The sequence below is a fragment of the Thalassotalea fusca genome (assembly GCF_053485835.1).
This window is the reverse complement of the sequence record NZ_JBQRUN010000005.1, coordinates 1-15653: the sequence shown is the minus strand read 5'-3', so window position 1 is coordinate 15653 and position 15653 is coordinate 1. Positions and strand designations below refer to the sequence as shown.

General features: G+C 39.8%; 18 protein-coding genes. 13 read left to right on the top strand and 5 right to left on the bottom strand.

Annotated elements, in window-relative coordinates:
- Positions 1-20: 20 nt before the first annotated feature.
- Positions 21-467, bottom strand: coding sequence for an acetyl-CoA carboxylase biotin carboxyl carrier protein (gene accB / locus ACSLUK_RS07815; RefSeq protein WP_448547988.1), 447 nt, complete (start codon positions 465-467; stop codon positions 21-23).
- Positions 468-517: 50 nt separating this feature from the next.
- Positions 518-979 (bottom strand): type II 3-dehydroquinate dehydratase, encoded by a 462-nt coding sequence (gene aroQ / locus ACSLUK_RS07810; protein WP_448547987.1) that lies wholly within the window; start codon positions 977-979, stop codon positions 518-520.
- A gap of 431 nt (positions 980-1410) precedes the next feature.
- On the opposite strand from aroQ, the gene ACSLUK_RS07805 reads away from it, so the two are divergent.
- The 3 genes from ACSLUK_RS07805 to ACSLUK_RS07795 are packed head-to-tail and all read left to right on the top strand — an operon-like array spanning position 1411 to position 5371.
- On the top strand, positions 1411-1743 hold the full coding sequence (locus tag ACSLUK_RS07805) for a type 2 periplasmic-binding domain-containing protein (RefSeq protein ID WP_448547986.1): 333 nt from the start codon (positions 1411-1413) through the stop codon (positions 1741-1743).
- On the top strand, positions 1721-2926 hold the full coding sequence (locus ACSLUK_RS07800; protein WP_448547985.1) for a hypothetical protein: 1206 nt from the start codon (positions 1721-1723) through the stop codon (positions 2924-2926). Before ACSLUK_RS07805 ends, ACSLUK_RS07800 begins: the two co-directional genes overlap by 23 nt.
- Positions 2927-2929: 3 nt before the next feature.
- Positions 2930-5371, top strand: a complete 2442-nt coding sequence (locus ACSLUK_RS07795) for a putative bifunctional diguanylate cyclase/phosphodiesterase (protein ID WP_448547984.1) — start codon at positions 2930-2932, stop codon at positions 5369-5371.
- A 99-nt stretch (positions 5372-5470) separates the two neighbouring features.
- Here the strand turns inward: ACSLUK_RS07795 and ACSLUK_RS07790 are convergent, their stop codons facing one another.
- Positions 5471-7351 carry a protein-disulfide reductase DsbD gene (locus tag ACSLUK_RS07790; protein WP_448547983.1) on the bottom strand — a complete coding sequence of 627 codons (1881 nt, stop codon included), beginning with the start codon at positions 7349-7351 and terminating at the stop codon, positions 5471-5473.
- A gap of 5 nt (positions 7352-7356) precedes the next feature.
- Positions 7357-7668 (bottom strand): divalent-cation tolerance protein CutA, encoded by a 312-nt coding sequence (cutA, locus tag ACSLUK_RS07785; protein ID WP_448547982.1) that lies wholly within the window; start codon positions 7666-7668, stop codon positions 7357-7359.
- A 158-nt stretch (positions 7669-7826) separates the two neighbouring features.
- On the opposite strand from cutA, the gene ACSLUK_RS07780 reads away from it, so the two are divergent.
- From ACSLUK_RS07780 to groL, 3 genes are all read left to right on the top strand, one after another.
- Positions 7827-8324, top strand: a complete 498-nt coding sequence (locus ACSLUK_RS07780; RefSeq protein ID WP_448547981.1) for an FxsA family protein — start codon at positions 7827-7829, stop codon at positions 8322-8324.
- Between the two features lie 107 nt (positions 8325-8431).
- On the top strand, positions 8432-8722 hold the full coding sequence (locus ACSLUK_RS07775; RefSeq protein ID WP_448547980.1) for a co-chaperone GroES: 291 nt from the start codon (positions 8432-8434) through the stop codon (positions 8720-8722).
- Positions 8723-8792: 70 nt separating this feature from the next.
- Positions 8793-10442: a chaperonin GroEL gene (groL, locus tag ACSLUK_RS07770; RefSeq protein WP_448547979.1), complete on the top strand. Its 1650-nt coding sequence runs from the start codon at positions 8793-8795 to the stop codon at positions 10440-10442.
- A gap of 145 nt (positions 10443-10587) precedes the next feature.
- Here the strand turns inward: groL and ACSLUK_RS07765 are convergent, their stop codons facing one another.
- Complete coding sequence (locus ACSLUK_RS07765; protein WP_448547978.1) at positions 10588-11547, bottom strand: integron integrase; 960 nt, start codon at positions 11545-11547, stop codon at positions 10588-10590.
- Between the two features lie 356 nt (positions 11548-11903).
- On the opposite strand from ACSLUK_RS07765, the gene ACSLUK_RS07760 reads away from it, so the two are divergent.
- The 7 genes from ACSLUK_RS07760 to ACSLUK_RS07730 all read left to right on the top strand — a co-directional run bounded on the left by ACSLUK_RS07760 (position 11904) and on the right by ACSLUK_RS07730 (position 15518).
- Positions 11904-12365: a hypothetical protein gene (locus tag ACSLUK_RS07760; RefSeq protein ID WP_448547974.1), complete on the top strand. Its 462-nt coding sequence runs from the start codon at positions 11904-11906 to the stop codon at positions 12363-12365.
- A 110-nt stretch (positions 12366-12475) separates the two neighbouring features.
- Complete coding sequence (locus ACSLUK_RS07755) at positions 12476-12886, top strand: hypothetical protein (RefSeq protein ID WP_448547977.1); 411 nt, start codon at positions 12476-12478, stop codon at positions 12884-12886.
- Positions 12887-13020: 134 nt separating this feature from the next.
- Entirely contained in the window at positions 13021-13350 is a 330-nt protein-coding gene (locus tag ACSLUK_RS07750) for a hypothetical protein (protein WP_448547976.1), read from the top strand.
- Positions 13351-13452: 102 nt separating this feature from the next.
- Positions 13453-13875 (top strand): hypothetical protein, encoded by a 423-nt coding sequence (locus ACSLUK_RS07745; RefSeq protein WP_448547975.1) that lies wholly within the window; start codon positions 13453-13455, stop codon positions 13873-13875.
- Between the two features lie 112 nt (positions 13876-13987).
- The gene (locus tag ACSLUK_RS07740; protein WP_448547974.1) at positions 13988-14449 is read left to right on the top strand and encodes a hypothetical protein; all 462 of its coding nucleotides are present in this window, start codon (positions 13988-13990) and stop codon (positions 14447-14449) included.
- Positions 14450-14562: 113 nt separating this feature from the next.
- The gene (locus ACSLUK_RS07735; RefSeq protein ID WP_448547973.1) at positions 14563-15057 is read left to right on the top strand and encodes a hypothetical protein; all 495 of its coding nucleotides are present in this window, start codon (positions 14563-14565) and stop codon (positions 15055-15057) included.
- A 167-nt stretch (positions 15058-15224) separates the two neighbouring features.
- On the top strand, positions 15225-15518 hold the full coding sequence (locus ACSLUK_RS07730; RefSeq protein ID WP_448547972.1) for a hypothetical protein: 294 nt from the start codon (positions 15225-15227) through the stop codon (positions 15516-15518).
- Positions 15519-15653: the final 135 nt, after the last annotated feature.

Below are 15653 nucleotides of genomic sequence, written 5' to 3'. Positions count from 1 at the left end.
TTACCCTTATTTTAGTGGGCTTATTCAATGATGAATAGCGGTTGGTCAAATTCAATCGCATCTTCATTATGCACTAAGATTTCTTTGATAACACCAGACTTATCTGCTTCGATTTGGTTCATCATTTTCATCGCTTCGATGATACATAATGTGTCACCCGCATTTACGTGTTGGCCAACTTCAACAAACTTAGGCGCATCAGGAGATGGCGCTTCGTAGAACGTACCAACCATTGGAGAACGTACAATATGACCAGAAAGTGCTGGTGCTGCATTGCTTTCTGCCGCAGGTGCTGCTGGCGCAGGAGCAGCAGCAGGCGAAGGCACGTGCATAACTGGTTGTGGTGCTGTTACAACTGCACCACCACGACTAATTCTTACTGACTCTTCGCCTTCAGCGATTTCCAGCTCGTTAATGCCTGATTCTTCTACTAGTTCAATCAGTTTTTTAATCTTGCGAATATCCATGAGAACACCTTATTTATATATATTTATATATTTTTTGTGGCTATGTTAGCTTAGTTGCCAGCATTAGCCTTTTCTAAAAACTGTTTTGCTGCATCAACAGCAAACGCGTAACCTTGATCCCCAAAGCCGCAAATCACACCTTGCGCAATGTCCGAAAAATAAGAGTGATGACGAAACGTTTCTCTGGCATGCACATTAGATAAATGCACCTCAATGAAAGGAATCGCTACCGACAATAATGCATCTCGGATTGCAATGCTGGTGTGCGTGAAAGCTGCGGGATTGATAATAATAAAATCAACTTTGCCGTAGGCTTGGTGAATTGCATCAATAATTTCATATTCAGCATTAGATTGAATATGCGACATCTGCATGCCTAAGGCGTTTGCCTTTGCATTAAGATCTTCTACAATTTGAACTAGAGAACGTGCACCATAAGTGCCGGGTTCACGTATACCTAGCATGTTCAAATTTGGACCATTAATTAATAAAACATTAAACTTTGCAGACATCTTCACCAATCTTGTTTGTAAAATTTAAAACTTGACTTATCTTCGCATAATTGTGAAGAAAGTAAAGCCGAATAAACATTTTTAAACAGGTTTGCCGTATTTGTTGCATATTATAGTGATTTCGAAGATTTTCGCAGCAAAATAGTGGTCTAATCACTTGGGAGGGACTCTCGTGATACTAGTTAAAGCAATAATAAGCGTGTCATATATTTAATTAAGTGTATAATGTGTGACAATTTGTTATTAATTATTAGTTACTTAAAATTGCTGTAAGGTAATAATAATGATTGTTAAGCACATTTATATAATGTTTGATAACTGTTTATAACAAGGAATTCGTTATCCGAAGCTCAATAGTTAGAATAATGATATTGTTGTTGTGCTGCTTTTCCCCCCACATCTTAGCACAACAAATCATTGTTAATTCGTCAGTGACAGTAGACTCACTGACCACATCACAGTTACGTCGTATTTATTCAATGAGACAGGTTAAATGGCCTGATGACTCACGTATAGTCGTGTTTGTTTTGCCCAACAAACACCCCGTGCATCAGGCGTTTTGTAAAGAAACATTACGCATTTTTCCGTATCAAATTGAACGAATTTGGAATAAGTTAACATTCTCGGGGTTAGGAACCGCGCCGAACATCGTACAAACGCAACAAGAACTTCTTGACGCTGTCTCACGTACGCCGGGTGCTATCGGTTACATTGATGATAAAGTTAAAGGAGATAGCGTAAATGTTATCAAGATCTCTCAGTAAACACAGTGCGTTGAGTACTGTGCTCTTGTTTTTGTGTACCGCAAGTGCATACGCAGCTAGTGGAGACATTGCTGAAGATTTACAGGTACATGGTTTTCTTGCACAAGGTGTCATTGACGTTAGTGGCAGTGATTTTGTGAATGACGAGCAGGAAATTTCAACGGAACTAACCGAAATTGGCTTCAATGCCTCTTACCAGTTAAATAATGATTTTCGCTTAACTGGCCAAGTTGTTTATTTGGAAGGTGGCAATCGATATAGCGCAGGTGCCCGACTCGATTACGCCTTACTTGATTGGAATTTATATGATTCCGAAAGTTGGAGTGCCAATTTATACCTAGGCCGCTTTAAGAACAACCATTGGCTATATTCAAGTACACGCGACATTCCATTTGCTCGTCCTTCGATAATATTGCCGCAAGCTATCTATTTTGATGGCTTACGAGATGTTGCCGTTGGTGGTGATGGTTACGCGATCAAGATAAGTCATAGCTCAGATACATATGGTGACTTTGATTTCAATTTTAGCCGTGGTTCGTCAGATATTTCTGACAAGCAAAAAGACATCATTGCAGGCCCTGAACCGACAGGTGGTTTGGAACACGATCTAGATTTACAGGCAAGTTTATACTGGCGACCCAATTTCTCGCAGTGGCGCTTTGGTATGTCGTTGCTTGATTCAGACTTCCACTACTTACAAGGAAAAAATGATGGCTTTACCAATGGAGACTTTACGTATCAATTTTATACGGTAAATGCATTGTTTGAAGGCGAAAAGTTAGAGTTTGCGATGGAAATTTTGCAACAGCGTTTGGCGATAGATAACTTCTATTTTACTGGCTTTGCCATGGATAATATTGGCCAAGGGTTTTACACTCAGTTTCGCTACAAGTTCACCAATAATCTTGTTGGTTTGATCCGTTATGATGATTTTTATTCCAATAAAGATGATAAAAAGGGTCATGAACTTGAAGAAACTACCGGCTTGCCAAGTTACTTTGGCTACCAAACAGACAGAACCATTGGCTTGGCCTACGACATTGATACTAACTTACGGGTAAACGTTGAGTATCATTGGGTTAATGGTACTGCCAGATTAACGCCACTTGTTACACCAAATCCTGAACTAAATGACAGTGAAGACTGGCAAATGTGGGCAGTACAACTAATGTATTGGTTCTAATGTATGAAGCGCCTATTTGTTAGTGTACCCAACAAACTGCTGATTTTAGTTGTCGGCGCTCTATTACTTTTGAGCGCGGGCATTTCTGTGCTGTCGCTCTCTCGCCTTAATGTCGAGTTTAAACAGCATCAGGCTCAAACCGTTCGTCAGGGAACCGCACAATTTGAGCTTCATAGCGGCATTGTGAAAGATAAATTCTTGCTGTGGCTAGAATCATTTGCAGACGTCGTAGATATCACGTCACAAAATAATTTCACAGGCTTTTCAAAAGTACTTTCGCAGCAATATGATGCCTTGCAACTGCACCACAATATTGAAAACGCATGGCTAATCAGTCCCGAAAAAAGGGTCATGTATAGCACTGCACCACTAAAAGAGCAGATTATTGAGAGCATTGAAGTTGTCAGCAACCGGCAAGAACCGTATCACCAGTTGGCGTGTGAGGCGATGTGTGTGCAATTGATCGCGGTGCCGATATTAAATGCCAAAGGTGATATGGCGGTAATGGTCGTTGAAATATCATTAGTTGATGTGATTTATGCCATAAATCAAGCGTCAAACAGTGATATTGCCGTGGTTAGCTTTTCTGCGGGTGAAAATGCTCGGATTCATCAGCTTGAGGTAATGTCTGCGTCGAATAATCGCTTAGTGTCGCAAATTTTTGCAAAACGCGTAGACAGTGAACGTGTAAATGATGTGAAAGAATCAGGCCTACAGCGAGATCTTAAAACGGGCAGCTATTTAGTGAACTTGCTTTCGCTCTATCAAAGCAATCAACGTCACTATTTTATTGCATTGATTGATGACGTGACCAGCATCAAAGAAGAATACCAACAAACACGCTTACAGTTCTTGTTATCAGCGTTGTTGATATTCTTGACCTTGGCTATTCTTGTTTATTTTGTTGCTAGCCCGTTTACCAATCGAATCTTGATGCTTTCTAATGCATTACCGCTTTTAGCGCGCAAAGAATTTGAACAGTTCAGACAAATACGTCTCAAGCGTCGCAGAATGTTTGCGGATGAACTCGATGTGGTTGCCAATGCTGCAACAGAACTAAGTTTTGAACTTGAACAGCTCAACATCGAAGTCGAACAAAAAACCAAAGAGCTCGAGAATATTGCGATGTACGATATTCTGACCGGTTTACCTAATCGAAACATGCTCAATTATCAACTCAGGAAAGCAGTCGCCAACATTGCTCGTTTTCAGCGTGGCGTGGCAGTTCTGTTTTTAGACTTAGAAGATTTCAAAAAAGTAAATGACAGCCATGGTCATAGTGATGGTGACAAATTATTAATAGAAGCGGCCAATCGTGTGCGCTTAAGTGTACGTAATATCGATGTTGCGTGTCGATTCGGTGGTGATGAATTTGTCGTAATTCTTGGGCATGTTGACGGTATTGAAGATGCTATAGCGGTTGCCGAAGAAATTTTAGAACGCTTTAGAGCACCGATCAAAATTGGCAGCAGTATTTTTTATGTTTCAACCAGTATTGGTATTGAATACACCAAAGAAGAAGTAGTTAAGCCAGAAGAACTTGTGAGCCATGCAGACATTGCGATGTATGAAGCCAAAGACAATGGTGGCGCGCAATACCATGTTTATCATAGCGATATGTATAAACGAGTGGCACAACGTGTAATGCTGGAAACGGAAGTACGCCAAGCATTAGCGAAAAATCAATTTAGCCTAAGTTTACAACCTCAGTTAACGGCTAAAACAAAGAAATTATACGGATTTGAAGCGCTGCTACGTTGGCAACATCCAGAGCGCGGAACGGTTTCTCCTGACGATTTTATCCCAATTCTAGAGAATTCAGAGCACATGGTGGAACTGGGCTATTGGGTGATTCGTCGTTGTTTTGAAATTAGTAAAGACATCAGAAAACGTGGGCTCACCGATGTACGTATTGCCATCAACTTGTCTGCTGGTCAGTTTATTGATGTCAATCTACCGCACTATCTAAAAACGCTGCTACACGAATTTAACTTGCCTGCTACAGCGTTCGAATTAGAGCTAACAGAGCAAACACTTGTTAAAGATATCGATCGCGCGATAGATATGATGAATACGCTTCGCCAACTAGGTTTTACTTTTGCAATTGATGATTTTGGTACGGGCTATTCTTCTTTAGCTTACTTGAAGAAGATGCCAGTAGATGTGATAAAAATTGATAAGAGTTTCGTATTCGGTATGTTAGAAAATCATGCAGACTATCAAATCATCATGTCAACCATTGCGATGGTGAAAAACCTTGGTTTGCAGGTGATTGCCGAAGGTGTAGAGAGTAGCGCACAGCTACGTAGTTTGTCTGAAAATGATTGTGATATTATTCAAGGCTACTATTTCTCAAAGCCAGTACCACAAACTGAATTGTACGACTTTATTGATAGCACCATTATCGACGGTTATTGGAAAACAAAAGCCCAAATTGCAGGATAAAAAACGTTAGGATTAACGGCGATGGCAGCGAAATAAAAAACAGGAAATTGTTAGTGCAATTTCCTGTTTTGTTTTATGTGAGACTAGCAGTGGGTGACACTACTCATTAGCAAATGCTGACGCAACGTGCTTAGCAAAGTCTTCAGCGCCCATAAAGCCCGTTACACGTTGTTGGGCAAGCTCGTTACCTTGGCTGTTGAAGAGTAATATTGACGGTAAGCCGAATATCTCGAAATGCCCCATAAACTCAACACTTTCTTTAGTGCCGGTATCGGTTAAATCTATCTGTAGAAGCACCGTATTGTGCAGTGCTTGCTGTACTTTTGGATCTGGGAATGTGTACTCTTCGAATTCTTTACAGGCAATGCACCAGTCGGCATATAAGTCGACCATCACGCTTTTTCCGGCCTTACTTGCTTGAGCAATTTCAGCATTAAGCTCACTCAGGCTACTAATTTGCTTGAACGTTGGATGTGCGTTTGTTTGCGCCACTATTGTTGCAGACGTTGATGGCCACATTAACTGATACCCTTTATTCAAACCAACAAATAGCAGGGCGAAAATAACTAAGCTGCGCATGCCAAACCAAAATGACGGCTTAGTTTGCTGATTAAAGGTGTACAGGTACGCGCCACTGGCTAATAACAACATCACCCATAGTATCTGACTGATTGCTGCTGGTAAGAAACGCTCTAATAAGAAAATAGGCACCGCTAGCAAAAGTAGGCCAAAAATATTCTTTATTACGTTCATCCAAGCGCCCGCTTTGGGTAACAACTTACCACCTGAACTACCCAAAACTAACAGTGGTAAACCCATACCAATACTTAATGCGTAAAGCGCTGCAGCACCAAGTGCTACGTCACCTGACTGAGAAATATAAAGCAGCGCACCCGTTAATGGCGCAGTAGTACACGGAGAGGCAACTAACCCTGAAATTGCACCCATTGACAGCACCCCCAAGAACGACCCACCTTTTTGCTTTTGGCTGAGGTTATTTAGGGTGTTTTGCCAACTTGCAGGTAATGCAAGATTGAACAGCCCAAACATCGCAAGTGCTAGGAATACAAATAAAATACTCAACAAAATCAATATTAAAGGATGTTGGAACATCGCCTGAAACTGCGCGCCCGCTAATGCAACGACAATACCCAACGCGGTATAGGTGAGTGCCATACCTTGCACGTAAATAAAACTTAAGCTAAATGCCTTCTTGTTTGACAACTGTTTGCCTTGACCAACGATAATGCCGGTAAGTATCGGGTACATTGGAAATACGCAAGGGGTGAAAGATAGTAGTAGCCCGCCAACAAAAAATGCGATCAGCGTAAACAATAAATCACCTTCAGCTAACATAGCCGCTAACTGAAACTGTTCACTAGTATTTTCAGTGTTTGTTCCTACTGTTGTTGATTCATTTTGGCTAGAAAACGCTGTATTGCTTTGGGACACATCTGTACTGGGTTGTGCACTAATCGCGGATAATACAGCGGCATTATCGGTTGTTGGAAGTAACGCTTTGTATGCCGACAATTGGACTGTTCTAATTTCAGGCGGGTAACATAACCCTTTTTCAGCACAGCCTTGATAGCGAACCGTTAAGGTGGCGTTGTCTGCAATTTCTGAAAAATTAAGTGTGGTACTTACAGACCCAGTGTATATTTCTTGAACACCAAAAAACTCATCTTCGTGTGTTTTGCCTGTTGGAAGCACAACTTCTTCGTGTGATGCATTAGTAGCGTCAAAAATGAATTGCTTCTTATATAAATAGTATCCATCGGCAATGTCGAATGACACGCTGAGCTGATTTTCTTTTTGATGAAAATTGAATATGAATGCCTGATCAACTTTTAAGTATTCGCTTTCGTTATTAAATAGCGAAGGTGAGACATCAAATATGGATTGTTGCGCGTGGCTTATCGCGCTACTGCTAATTAATAGCGAAAACAAACAAAGCTTAACTACAGAAAAAAACTTCATAATACCTAACTTACGGATTGTTGAACCCAATCTAAATATGCTGCATTACCATGTGATACATCAACGGCAATGATTTCCGGAACGTCGTATGGGTGTTTGCTGCAAATGGCAGTGTTTATATCCTCAAACAACGCGTTCGTTGACTTGATTAATAGCTGTACTTCAGTATCTTGCTGTAACGCGTCCTGCCATATATAAAATGACTCAACCTGAGGCACCATTTTGACACAAGCAGCGAGTTTGTTTTCAACTAAATGCTGTGCGATGGCTCTGGCACTGTCTACATTTGGGCAAGTACACAATATTACGGTGAACATAGTGGTAATTAACCTTTATGGTTTCTGTCTGAAGCAACAATCGCTTACTGAATCTTTGAGGTCAATACCTTAAGGTTAACAGTAAGCAAAAACAAGTTTACGCTTGAAAATGACCCGAATAGCCGCATATTTGTTTCATCGACTATGAGAGATTGTATATGTTTAAATTATTATTTGTCTTATTTGTTATTGTTCCAATCATAGAAATTTTCGTTTTAATGCAAGTTGGTGCGGTACTTGGAGCTTGGCCAACCATCGCTATTGTAATAGCCACAGCTTGGCTTGGCGCGAAGCATGTACGCCAACAGGGGCTTGCAACCATGCAGTCTGTACAAAATAAAATGGCGGTAGGTGAAATGCCGTCAGAAGACATAGTAACGGGATTATTATTGCTTGTTGCTGGCGTATTACTGGTAACACCGGGGTTTGTTACCGACTTTTTCGGGTTGTCTTTACTTGTACCCTCCGTTAGAAAGGGCTTGATTGCGTCGGTACAGCAACACCTTTCGACGTCTGCCACGCAATCGGGATCTGTTTTTTTTCATCACCAGCAATCACACACATCGCACCAATCTTTTGAGCAAAAAGAAGTGTTTAGCAAACAGAGCAAAAGCAATGGCGATGTAATTGAAGGTGAATTTGAACGCAAAGATTAAAAAAATTTCATTTGGGGCTTGTGAACGCTAGTTTTATCCCCATTTCTTCAATCAACTATGATTTTTAAATCAATTTTTATTGTGAACACTCTCAGGAGAGAAAATAAATGAGCATTCGTCCATTACACGATCGCGTAATTATCAAGCGTAAAGAAGTTGAATCAAAGTCTGCAGGTGGAATTGTTCTAACTGGTAGTGCGGCTGAAAAATCAACTCGCGGTGAAGTAGTTGCTGTTGGTAACGGCAGAATTCTAGAAAATGGTGAAGTTCGTCCATTAGACGTAAAAGTAGGTGACCAAGTTATCTTCAACGAAGGCTATGGTGTTAAAACTGAAAAGATTGATGGCGAAGAAGTATTGATTCTAAGTGAATCAGATATTTTAGCTATTGTAGAGTAATCAAATAAATCGAATTTAATTTATGGCCGAATCTGTTCGGCGGTAACTAAAAAAGAATAGGAAAGTAAAAATGGCAGCTAAAGACGTATTATTCGGAAATGACGCACGCGTAAAAATGCTTAACGGTGTGAACATTCTTGCTGACGCAGTTAAAGTAACATTAGGCCCTAAAGGTCGTAACGTTGTATTAGACAAATCATTCGGTGGCCCAACAATCACTAAAGACGGTGTTTCTGTTGCAAAAGAAATTGAACTTGAAGACAAGTTTGAAAACATGGGCGCACAAATGGTAAAAGAAGTGGCGTCTAAAGCGAACGATGAAGCGGGTGACGGTACAACAACTGCAACTGTACTTGCACAGTCGATTGTTACTGAAGGCTTAAAATCAATTGCCGCGGGCATGAATCCAATGGATCTTAAGCGCGGTATTGATAAAGCAGTAGTTGCAGCGGTTGAAGAGCTTAAAGCCCTTGCAACTCCATGTACCGACAACAAAGCAATTGAGCAAGTAGGTACTATTTCTGCGAACTCTGACAAAACTGTAGGTGAAATCATTGCGACTGCAATGGACCGTGTTGGCGCGGAAGGTGTTATTACAGTTGAAGAAGGCCAAGCACTTCAAGACGAATTAGACGTAGTTGAAGGTATGCAGTTTGACCGCGGTTACCTTTCTCCTTACTTCATCAACAACCAAGAAAATGGTTCTGTTGAGCTAGAAAACCCATTCATTTTATTAGTAGATAAGAAAGTATCTAACATTCGTGAATTGCTTTCTACGCTTGAAGCTGTTGCAAAAGCAGGCAAGCCGCTACTAATTATTGCTGAAGACGTTGAAGGTGAAGCACTTGCGACATTAGTAGTTAACAACATGCGCGGTATTGTTAAAGTAGCTGCGGTTAAAGCACCTGGCTTTGGCGACCGTCGTAAAGCAATGTTACAAGACATCGCCACATTAACTGCTGGTACGGTAATTTCTGAAGAAATCGGCATGGAGCTTGAGAAAGCATCATTAGAAGATTTAGGCCAAGCGAAGCGTGTTGTAATCTCTAAAGACAACACAACAATCATCGACGGTATTGGTGAAGAAGCTGACATTCAAGCACGCGTTGCACAAATTCGTGGCCAAGTTGAAGAATCAACTTCTGATTACGACAAAGAAAAGCTTCAAGAGCGATTAGCTAAACTAGCTGGTGGTGTAGCCGTTATTAAAGTAGGTGCTGCAACTGAAGTTGAAATGAAAGAGAAAAAAGCACGTGTTGAAGATGCATTACACGCAACTCGCGCAGCGGTAGAAGAAGGTGTTGTTGCTGGTGGTGGTGTTGCGCTGGTACGTGTTGCTGAAAAGATTAAGTCACTTGAAGGTGATAACGAAGATCAAAACCACGGTATTAACGTTGCACTTCGTGCAATGGAATCACCATTACGCCAAATCGTAACAAACTGTGGTGACGAAGCTTCTGTTGTATTAAACGAAGTACGCAACGGCGAAGGTAACTACGGTTACAACGCAGGTAACGGTACTTATGGCGACATGTTAGAAATGGGTATTCTTGACCCTGCTAAAGTAACGCGTTCTGCACTGCAATTTGCTGCATCGGTAGCAGGCTTAATGTTAACTACAGAAGCCATGGTAACTGACGCACCAGTTAAAGATTCAGCTCCTGCAATGCCTGATATGGGCGGCATGGGCGGAATGGGCGGCATGGGTGGTATGATGTAGTGCAAAGTGCACTATTAAAGCTACTTAATTTCGCTTAATAAGCTTATTTAGTATAAAAAACCTGCTCCGGCAGGTTTTTTGCTTCTGTTACATTCAATTGTTCAATATGACTCTATTAGACAGTTAATTCGAGCATTTTAATGTTCTACTTTCTATCCACCGGACTTATTGTATGTGCGAAGCGAGACCCCGTAACATGGGTATAGATCTCTGTCGTTTTTATATCTGTATGTCCTAATAATTCTTGAACGGTACGAATATCAGAACCATTTTGCAGTAACTGCGTAGCAAACGTATGCCTAAATGTATGGGCTTTTACCCGTTTGTTGATGTCGCATTTAAGTACTGCAGCACGAAGTTTTTTTCTAAATGCAGTTTCATGAATATGATGCCTGCAAACATAACCATCATGCGGGTGCGAACATCTGGTTGAAGATGGAAAAAGGTATTGCCATGAAAAGTCTCTAGCAGCAGCCCCGTATTTACGAATTAAGGACGCGGGTAAAGAGGTTAACCCAAATCCTTCTAGTAAATCTTTTTTATGAGTGTTTTTCGCTACTTCAATTTGCGCTTTTAACGGATTAATTAGTGATTTAGGTAACAAAGTGTACCTGTCTTTCTTACCTTTACCGCGAAAAATAAACAATGTACAGTCGGCAAGGTTAATATCTTTCACCCTTAAATGAAGTGCTTCATTGATTCTTAAGCCGCAACCATAAAGTAACGATGCTATTAGCCAGTATTTTCCGTCAAGCTGGCTAATAATTTTGGTTGCTTCTTCGTGGGTCAATACGGTTGGTACTGATTTTTCACGTTTGGTAAATGAGTACTTTAATCCGCTTATGTCACGCTTAACGATATATCGATATAAAAATATCAAGGCGCAAAGCGCTTGATTTTGAGTGGCTGCGCTTACGCGCCTATTAACAGCTAAGTTGTTTAAAAATCTCTCGATTTCATGATTGCCCATATCATCAGGATGTTTCTTGTCGTTAAACAAGATAAAGCGTTTGATCCAATCGAGATATACTTTTTCTGTTCTTAAACTATACCTTCTAGTTCGAAGCTCTGCCCTAACCAGAGACAAAAAAGGGGATTGTGACATAAATATCCTTATAAATGTGATAACTGTTTTTATACACAGTTTTAGCCCAACAATGATCAAAGAACAACATTTGGCTCGCTATGTAATTTGCAAATATGGCACGAATATCTGCTGTTAGACGATAGCCATTTGATGTTGTTAGGTTTTTCATATAAAAATTTTTTGCATAGCGAGTCCAACTAGTTCTCGAATAATTCTCAGGCTCGCTATGTAAAACCACTGTAATATTGCTGACTCGGCATATTGCTGTTAAGCTCTTAAAATTATTAGATTAAAGCGTGAATTCTTCGATTAATTTTTTGATATTGTCGACAGTTTAATTCGGTATTCACGCTAATAAGCTGTTAGAGAGAGCTATGGATTGGTTATCTAATAAAGTATGGGTGTTATTAGTTCTGTTGACCGGTTGTTCCGTTGTCGGTTATATAGATGAAGTGCCATACAGTTACATCGAAATATATCGCTTAGAAGAGGGAAAATATCATATTAGACTTCCCTATCGTGTAGAAGGTCGCGGGAATCCTCACGATATTTTTGAGTATGATAAATATGGTTATGATGCGGCTAAGTGGCTCATAGTCGAATCAATATCTGGAGAGATTGTATTAAGTGATGAGGCTAAAATTGGTCAATGCCCATTCAAGGATGATCTATATTCATCTTCCCGTGTATCTGGAAAGTTATTGTTCTCTGAAAATACAGCGACCTTACATTTAATGCCACCTTTTGACAAGTTTAACCGTAGCTATGTTATTGAGTTTCCAAAAACTTCATACAAAAACGCTAGAAACCCAAGTGCAATGAAATGCTCTCTCTAACAAGAGAATTAATCGTGATTCGCCATAGTTTTTCATTTTTAGTTGCAAACGACGCAATAAAATTGCCAAACTAGGCTCACACATTATTCAGGCGTTAGCCGGATGAAACAATGAAACAAAGTATGATGGAAATATACAGCGCGACTAGTACTGGCGAAAACCGAATTAGTTATGCAGATTTCAAAATCGGAAGTATAGAGTTAGCAAAACATTTAGATGTTACTGATCTTCATGGTGTTTTATCGGTTAATAAAAAGTTTGTTAATCAACTTTTATTAAATGAAACCTCAGAATTAGAAAGCGGTAGGGTACCTATATATGTTTGCAACTGCTGTGGTGATTTGGGTTGCGGGGCTCTGACGGTTAAAATTGAGTTTATTGACGGCTTTTTTGTGTGGAGTGATTTTGGTTACGAGAACAACTATGAAACTGGTTTTCACCAAAATGATTACATGAAGAGAACTGGTCCTTTTAAATTTAGTAAAGAGAATTACCAAAATACAATTAATGCTTATACTTAAGTGCATCAATCCGCGGCTAACAAGTTGCTGCTACGGACAGTTTTTAGTTGGCGCCTTTTGGGCGTGGCAAGCCACTTTAGCCCAAAAGTCACCAACTAAAAACTGCCGCAGAGCAATGCGTTATGTAGCTAATCATGAATCGAGCAGAAGCATTAGAACAGATAGTCACATTCGGAACTGAAAAAGAAGCTGCGTATTCTGAATTAGTTAAATTCGGGTACGATTCTGAGGTCGAGTGTTTTGTTGTTTCTAAATTAATTTTAGAGTCTGTATTGTTGAAGTACTTGTCGGATAAAATTACTGGTGATGAACTTGAAGAATGGGCGAACTTTATTGAGTGTCGTGATGATTTAAATTACGAAGTCATCGAAGGTTATATTTATAAGCTTGCAAATCCATATCTAGTTGGTGACATAAATAAAGAACAAATAGCAAAAATGGTCAATTTGTTAAAAGCTACATAACAAGCCATTTAAGCGGGAAAATTTACAGTTGGCTTTTCTCGCTTCGCTCGTAATTTTAGCCAACTATAAATTTCCCCTTAATGGGGCGTTATACGTACCTTAATGATTGAGATTGAATTCGAAACACCAGAGAAAGAAATATGTGAGTGCTGTGGAAAAGAGTCCACTAGGTTAACTCGCTTTGTGTATCAAAATGATGATGCGTTTGCAGTGTATTATGCAAAGTTCACGGAAAGCCATGATGATAAAGTTCTGTATGGTCTTATTGGTTTAGGTGAATGGGGAGACGACGAAAAAGGTCCGGAGTACAGGACTGCATTCGCGTTTCGAATTTGGCTGAATGAGGACAATTATCAAGTTGGCATAATTGACGCTGAGGAATGCCCATGGAGTCACGTAACGTTTTTAGGTCAAATTCTTGATCGTGAAGATGCTCTAAAACACGAATGGCTTTCTGATGTATTTCACATAACCGATCACATGGTTACAGACGATAGGGAAATTATTCGTTACTTCAGCGATTAGTACGTATAACAAGGCCATTAAGAACGGAACCGTAATAGTTGGCTCGGTTTCGCTCCGCTTCACATTGTAGCCAACAATTACTTGTCCGCTTATGGCGGCGTTAGAGAGAGCTATGGATTGGTTATCTAATAAAGTATGGGTGTTATTAGTTCTGTTGACCGGTTGTTCCGTTGTCGGTTATATAGATGAAGTGCCATACAGTTACATCGAAATATATCGCTTAGAAGAGGGAAAATATCATATTAGACTTCCCTATCGTGTAGAAGGTCGCGGGAATCCTCACGATATTTTTGAGTATGATAAATATGGTTATGATGCGGCTAAGTGGCTCATAGTCGAATCAATATCTGGAGAGATTGTATTAAGTGATGAGGCTAAAATTGGTCAATGCCCATTCAAGGATGATCTATATTCATCTTCCCGTGTATCTGGAAAGTTATTGTTCTCTGAAAATACAGCGACCTTACATTTAATGCCACCTTTTGACAAGTTTAACCGTAGCTATGTTATTGAGTTTCCAAAAACTTCATACAAAAACGCTAGAAACCCAAGTGCAATGAAATGCTCTCTCTAACAAGAGAATTAATCGTGATTCGCCATAGTTTTTCATTTTTAGTTGCAAACGACGCAATAAAATTGCCAAACTAGGCTCACACATTATTCAGGCGTTATGTCTCTGGGAAGCATATGAGAAAAATCATAATTTCATTCTCTTTATTATCCTTATTCTCTTTTTATTCTGTTGCTGATGATGAAAAACATTTGGAGCTGATTAATGGGAGTTGGAACTGTTCAGATAATTTTGTTGATGGTGAAGTATCAGGAACAATTAAATCTAAATATATCTACGATGCGACTAAGTTGGCTTATGAAATTCATGTGACAATGGAATTTACTTATCTAGACAACCCTCCTTTTGGATCTATTAGTGTAACTGAGAAAGGCCGTTTTTCTTATAACTCCGCGAAAATGATTTATATGCCAAACAGTGCAAAGGCAAAAGTACTCGAAGATCCATTTGAGTCTTTTACTGACGATATGCTTACAGATATGGAAAACGAACTAACGGCAGAAGATAATACTGAGTATCAAACTACGAGTATTAATAAACTAGAGTGGGAAACGTTAGACCCAACCGATAATACCAAGTCCGTTTGTTTTCGAGACATAACAAGCCAATAAATCAGATTCACCAAGGCATGTCATGCCATTTGCTGAGCAAATCGCCCGCCAGCACTTGGTTCACTTATTATTGGGGCGTTAGGTGTATTGAAATGGAGTTCATCACTCAGCATTGGTTTTTGACGATAATCATCTTGCTATTTTTAGGTGTTCTGTGGCGTTTCTCTATGAAAAACTCTCAAGGAGAAAATAAATTGATGAGCATATTTATAGCTTTATTCATATTTGTTCCCCCTTGGTTTTTATCATCAGAAAATTCGTTAGCCTCAGTAGTATATGCAATGCTGGTCGGCACGATTCTGCTTTTGGCATATTACAAAACTAGTTTATGTATGTTATTTAGAGGCTTTGTAGGCGTTGCTGAGTCTTTGTTTTATCCACCTAGCAAAAAATGGTTATTGGTTATAGGCTACCTTTTATTAGCGACCCCTTTGCTCCAATACTTAGCAAGCATGGTATAAAATACACCTAACACATATGAGCCGTAACTCTGTCAATAAGCAATAGTGTTTTTTTTGCCCGTTTCAAGTCAGTGACGGGCAAGGTTAAATCAATAAGCAAACTCGTTTACTTCGTCTGTCGATGTGGTCGTTAAG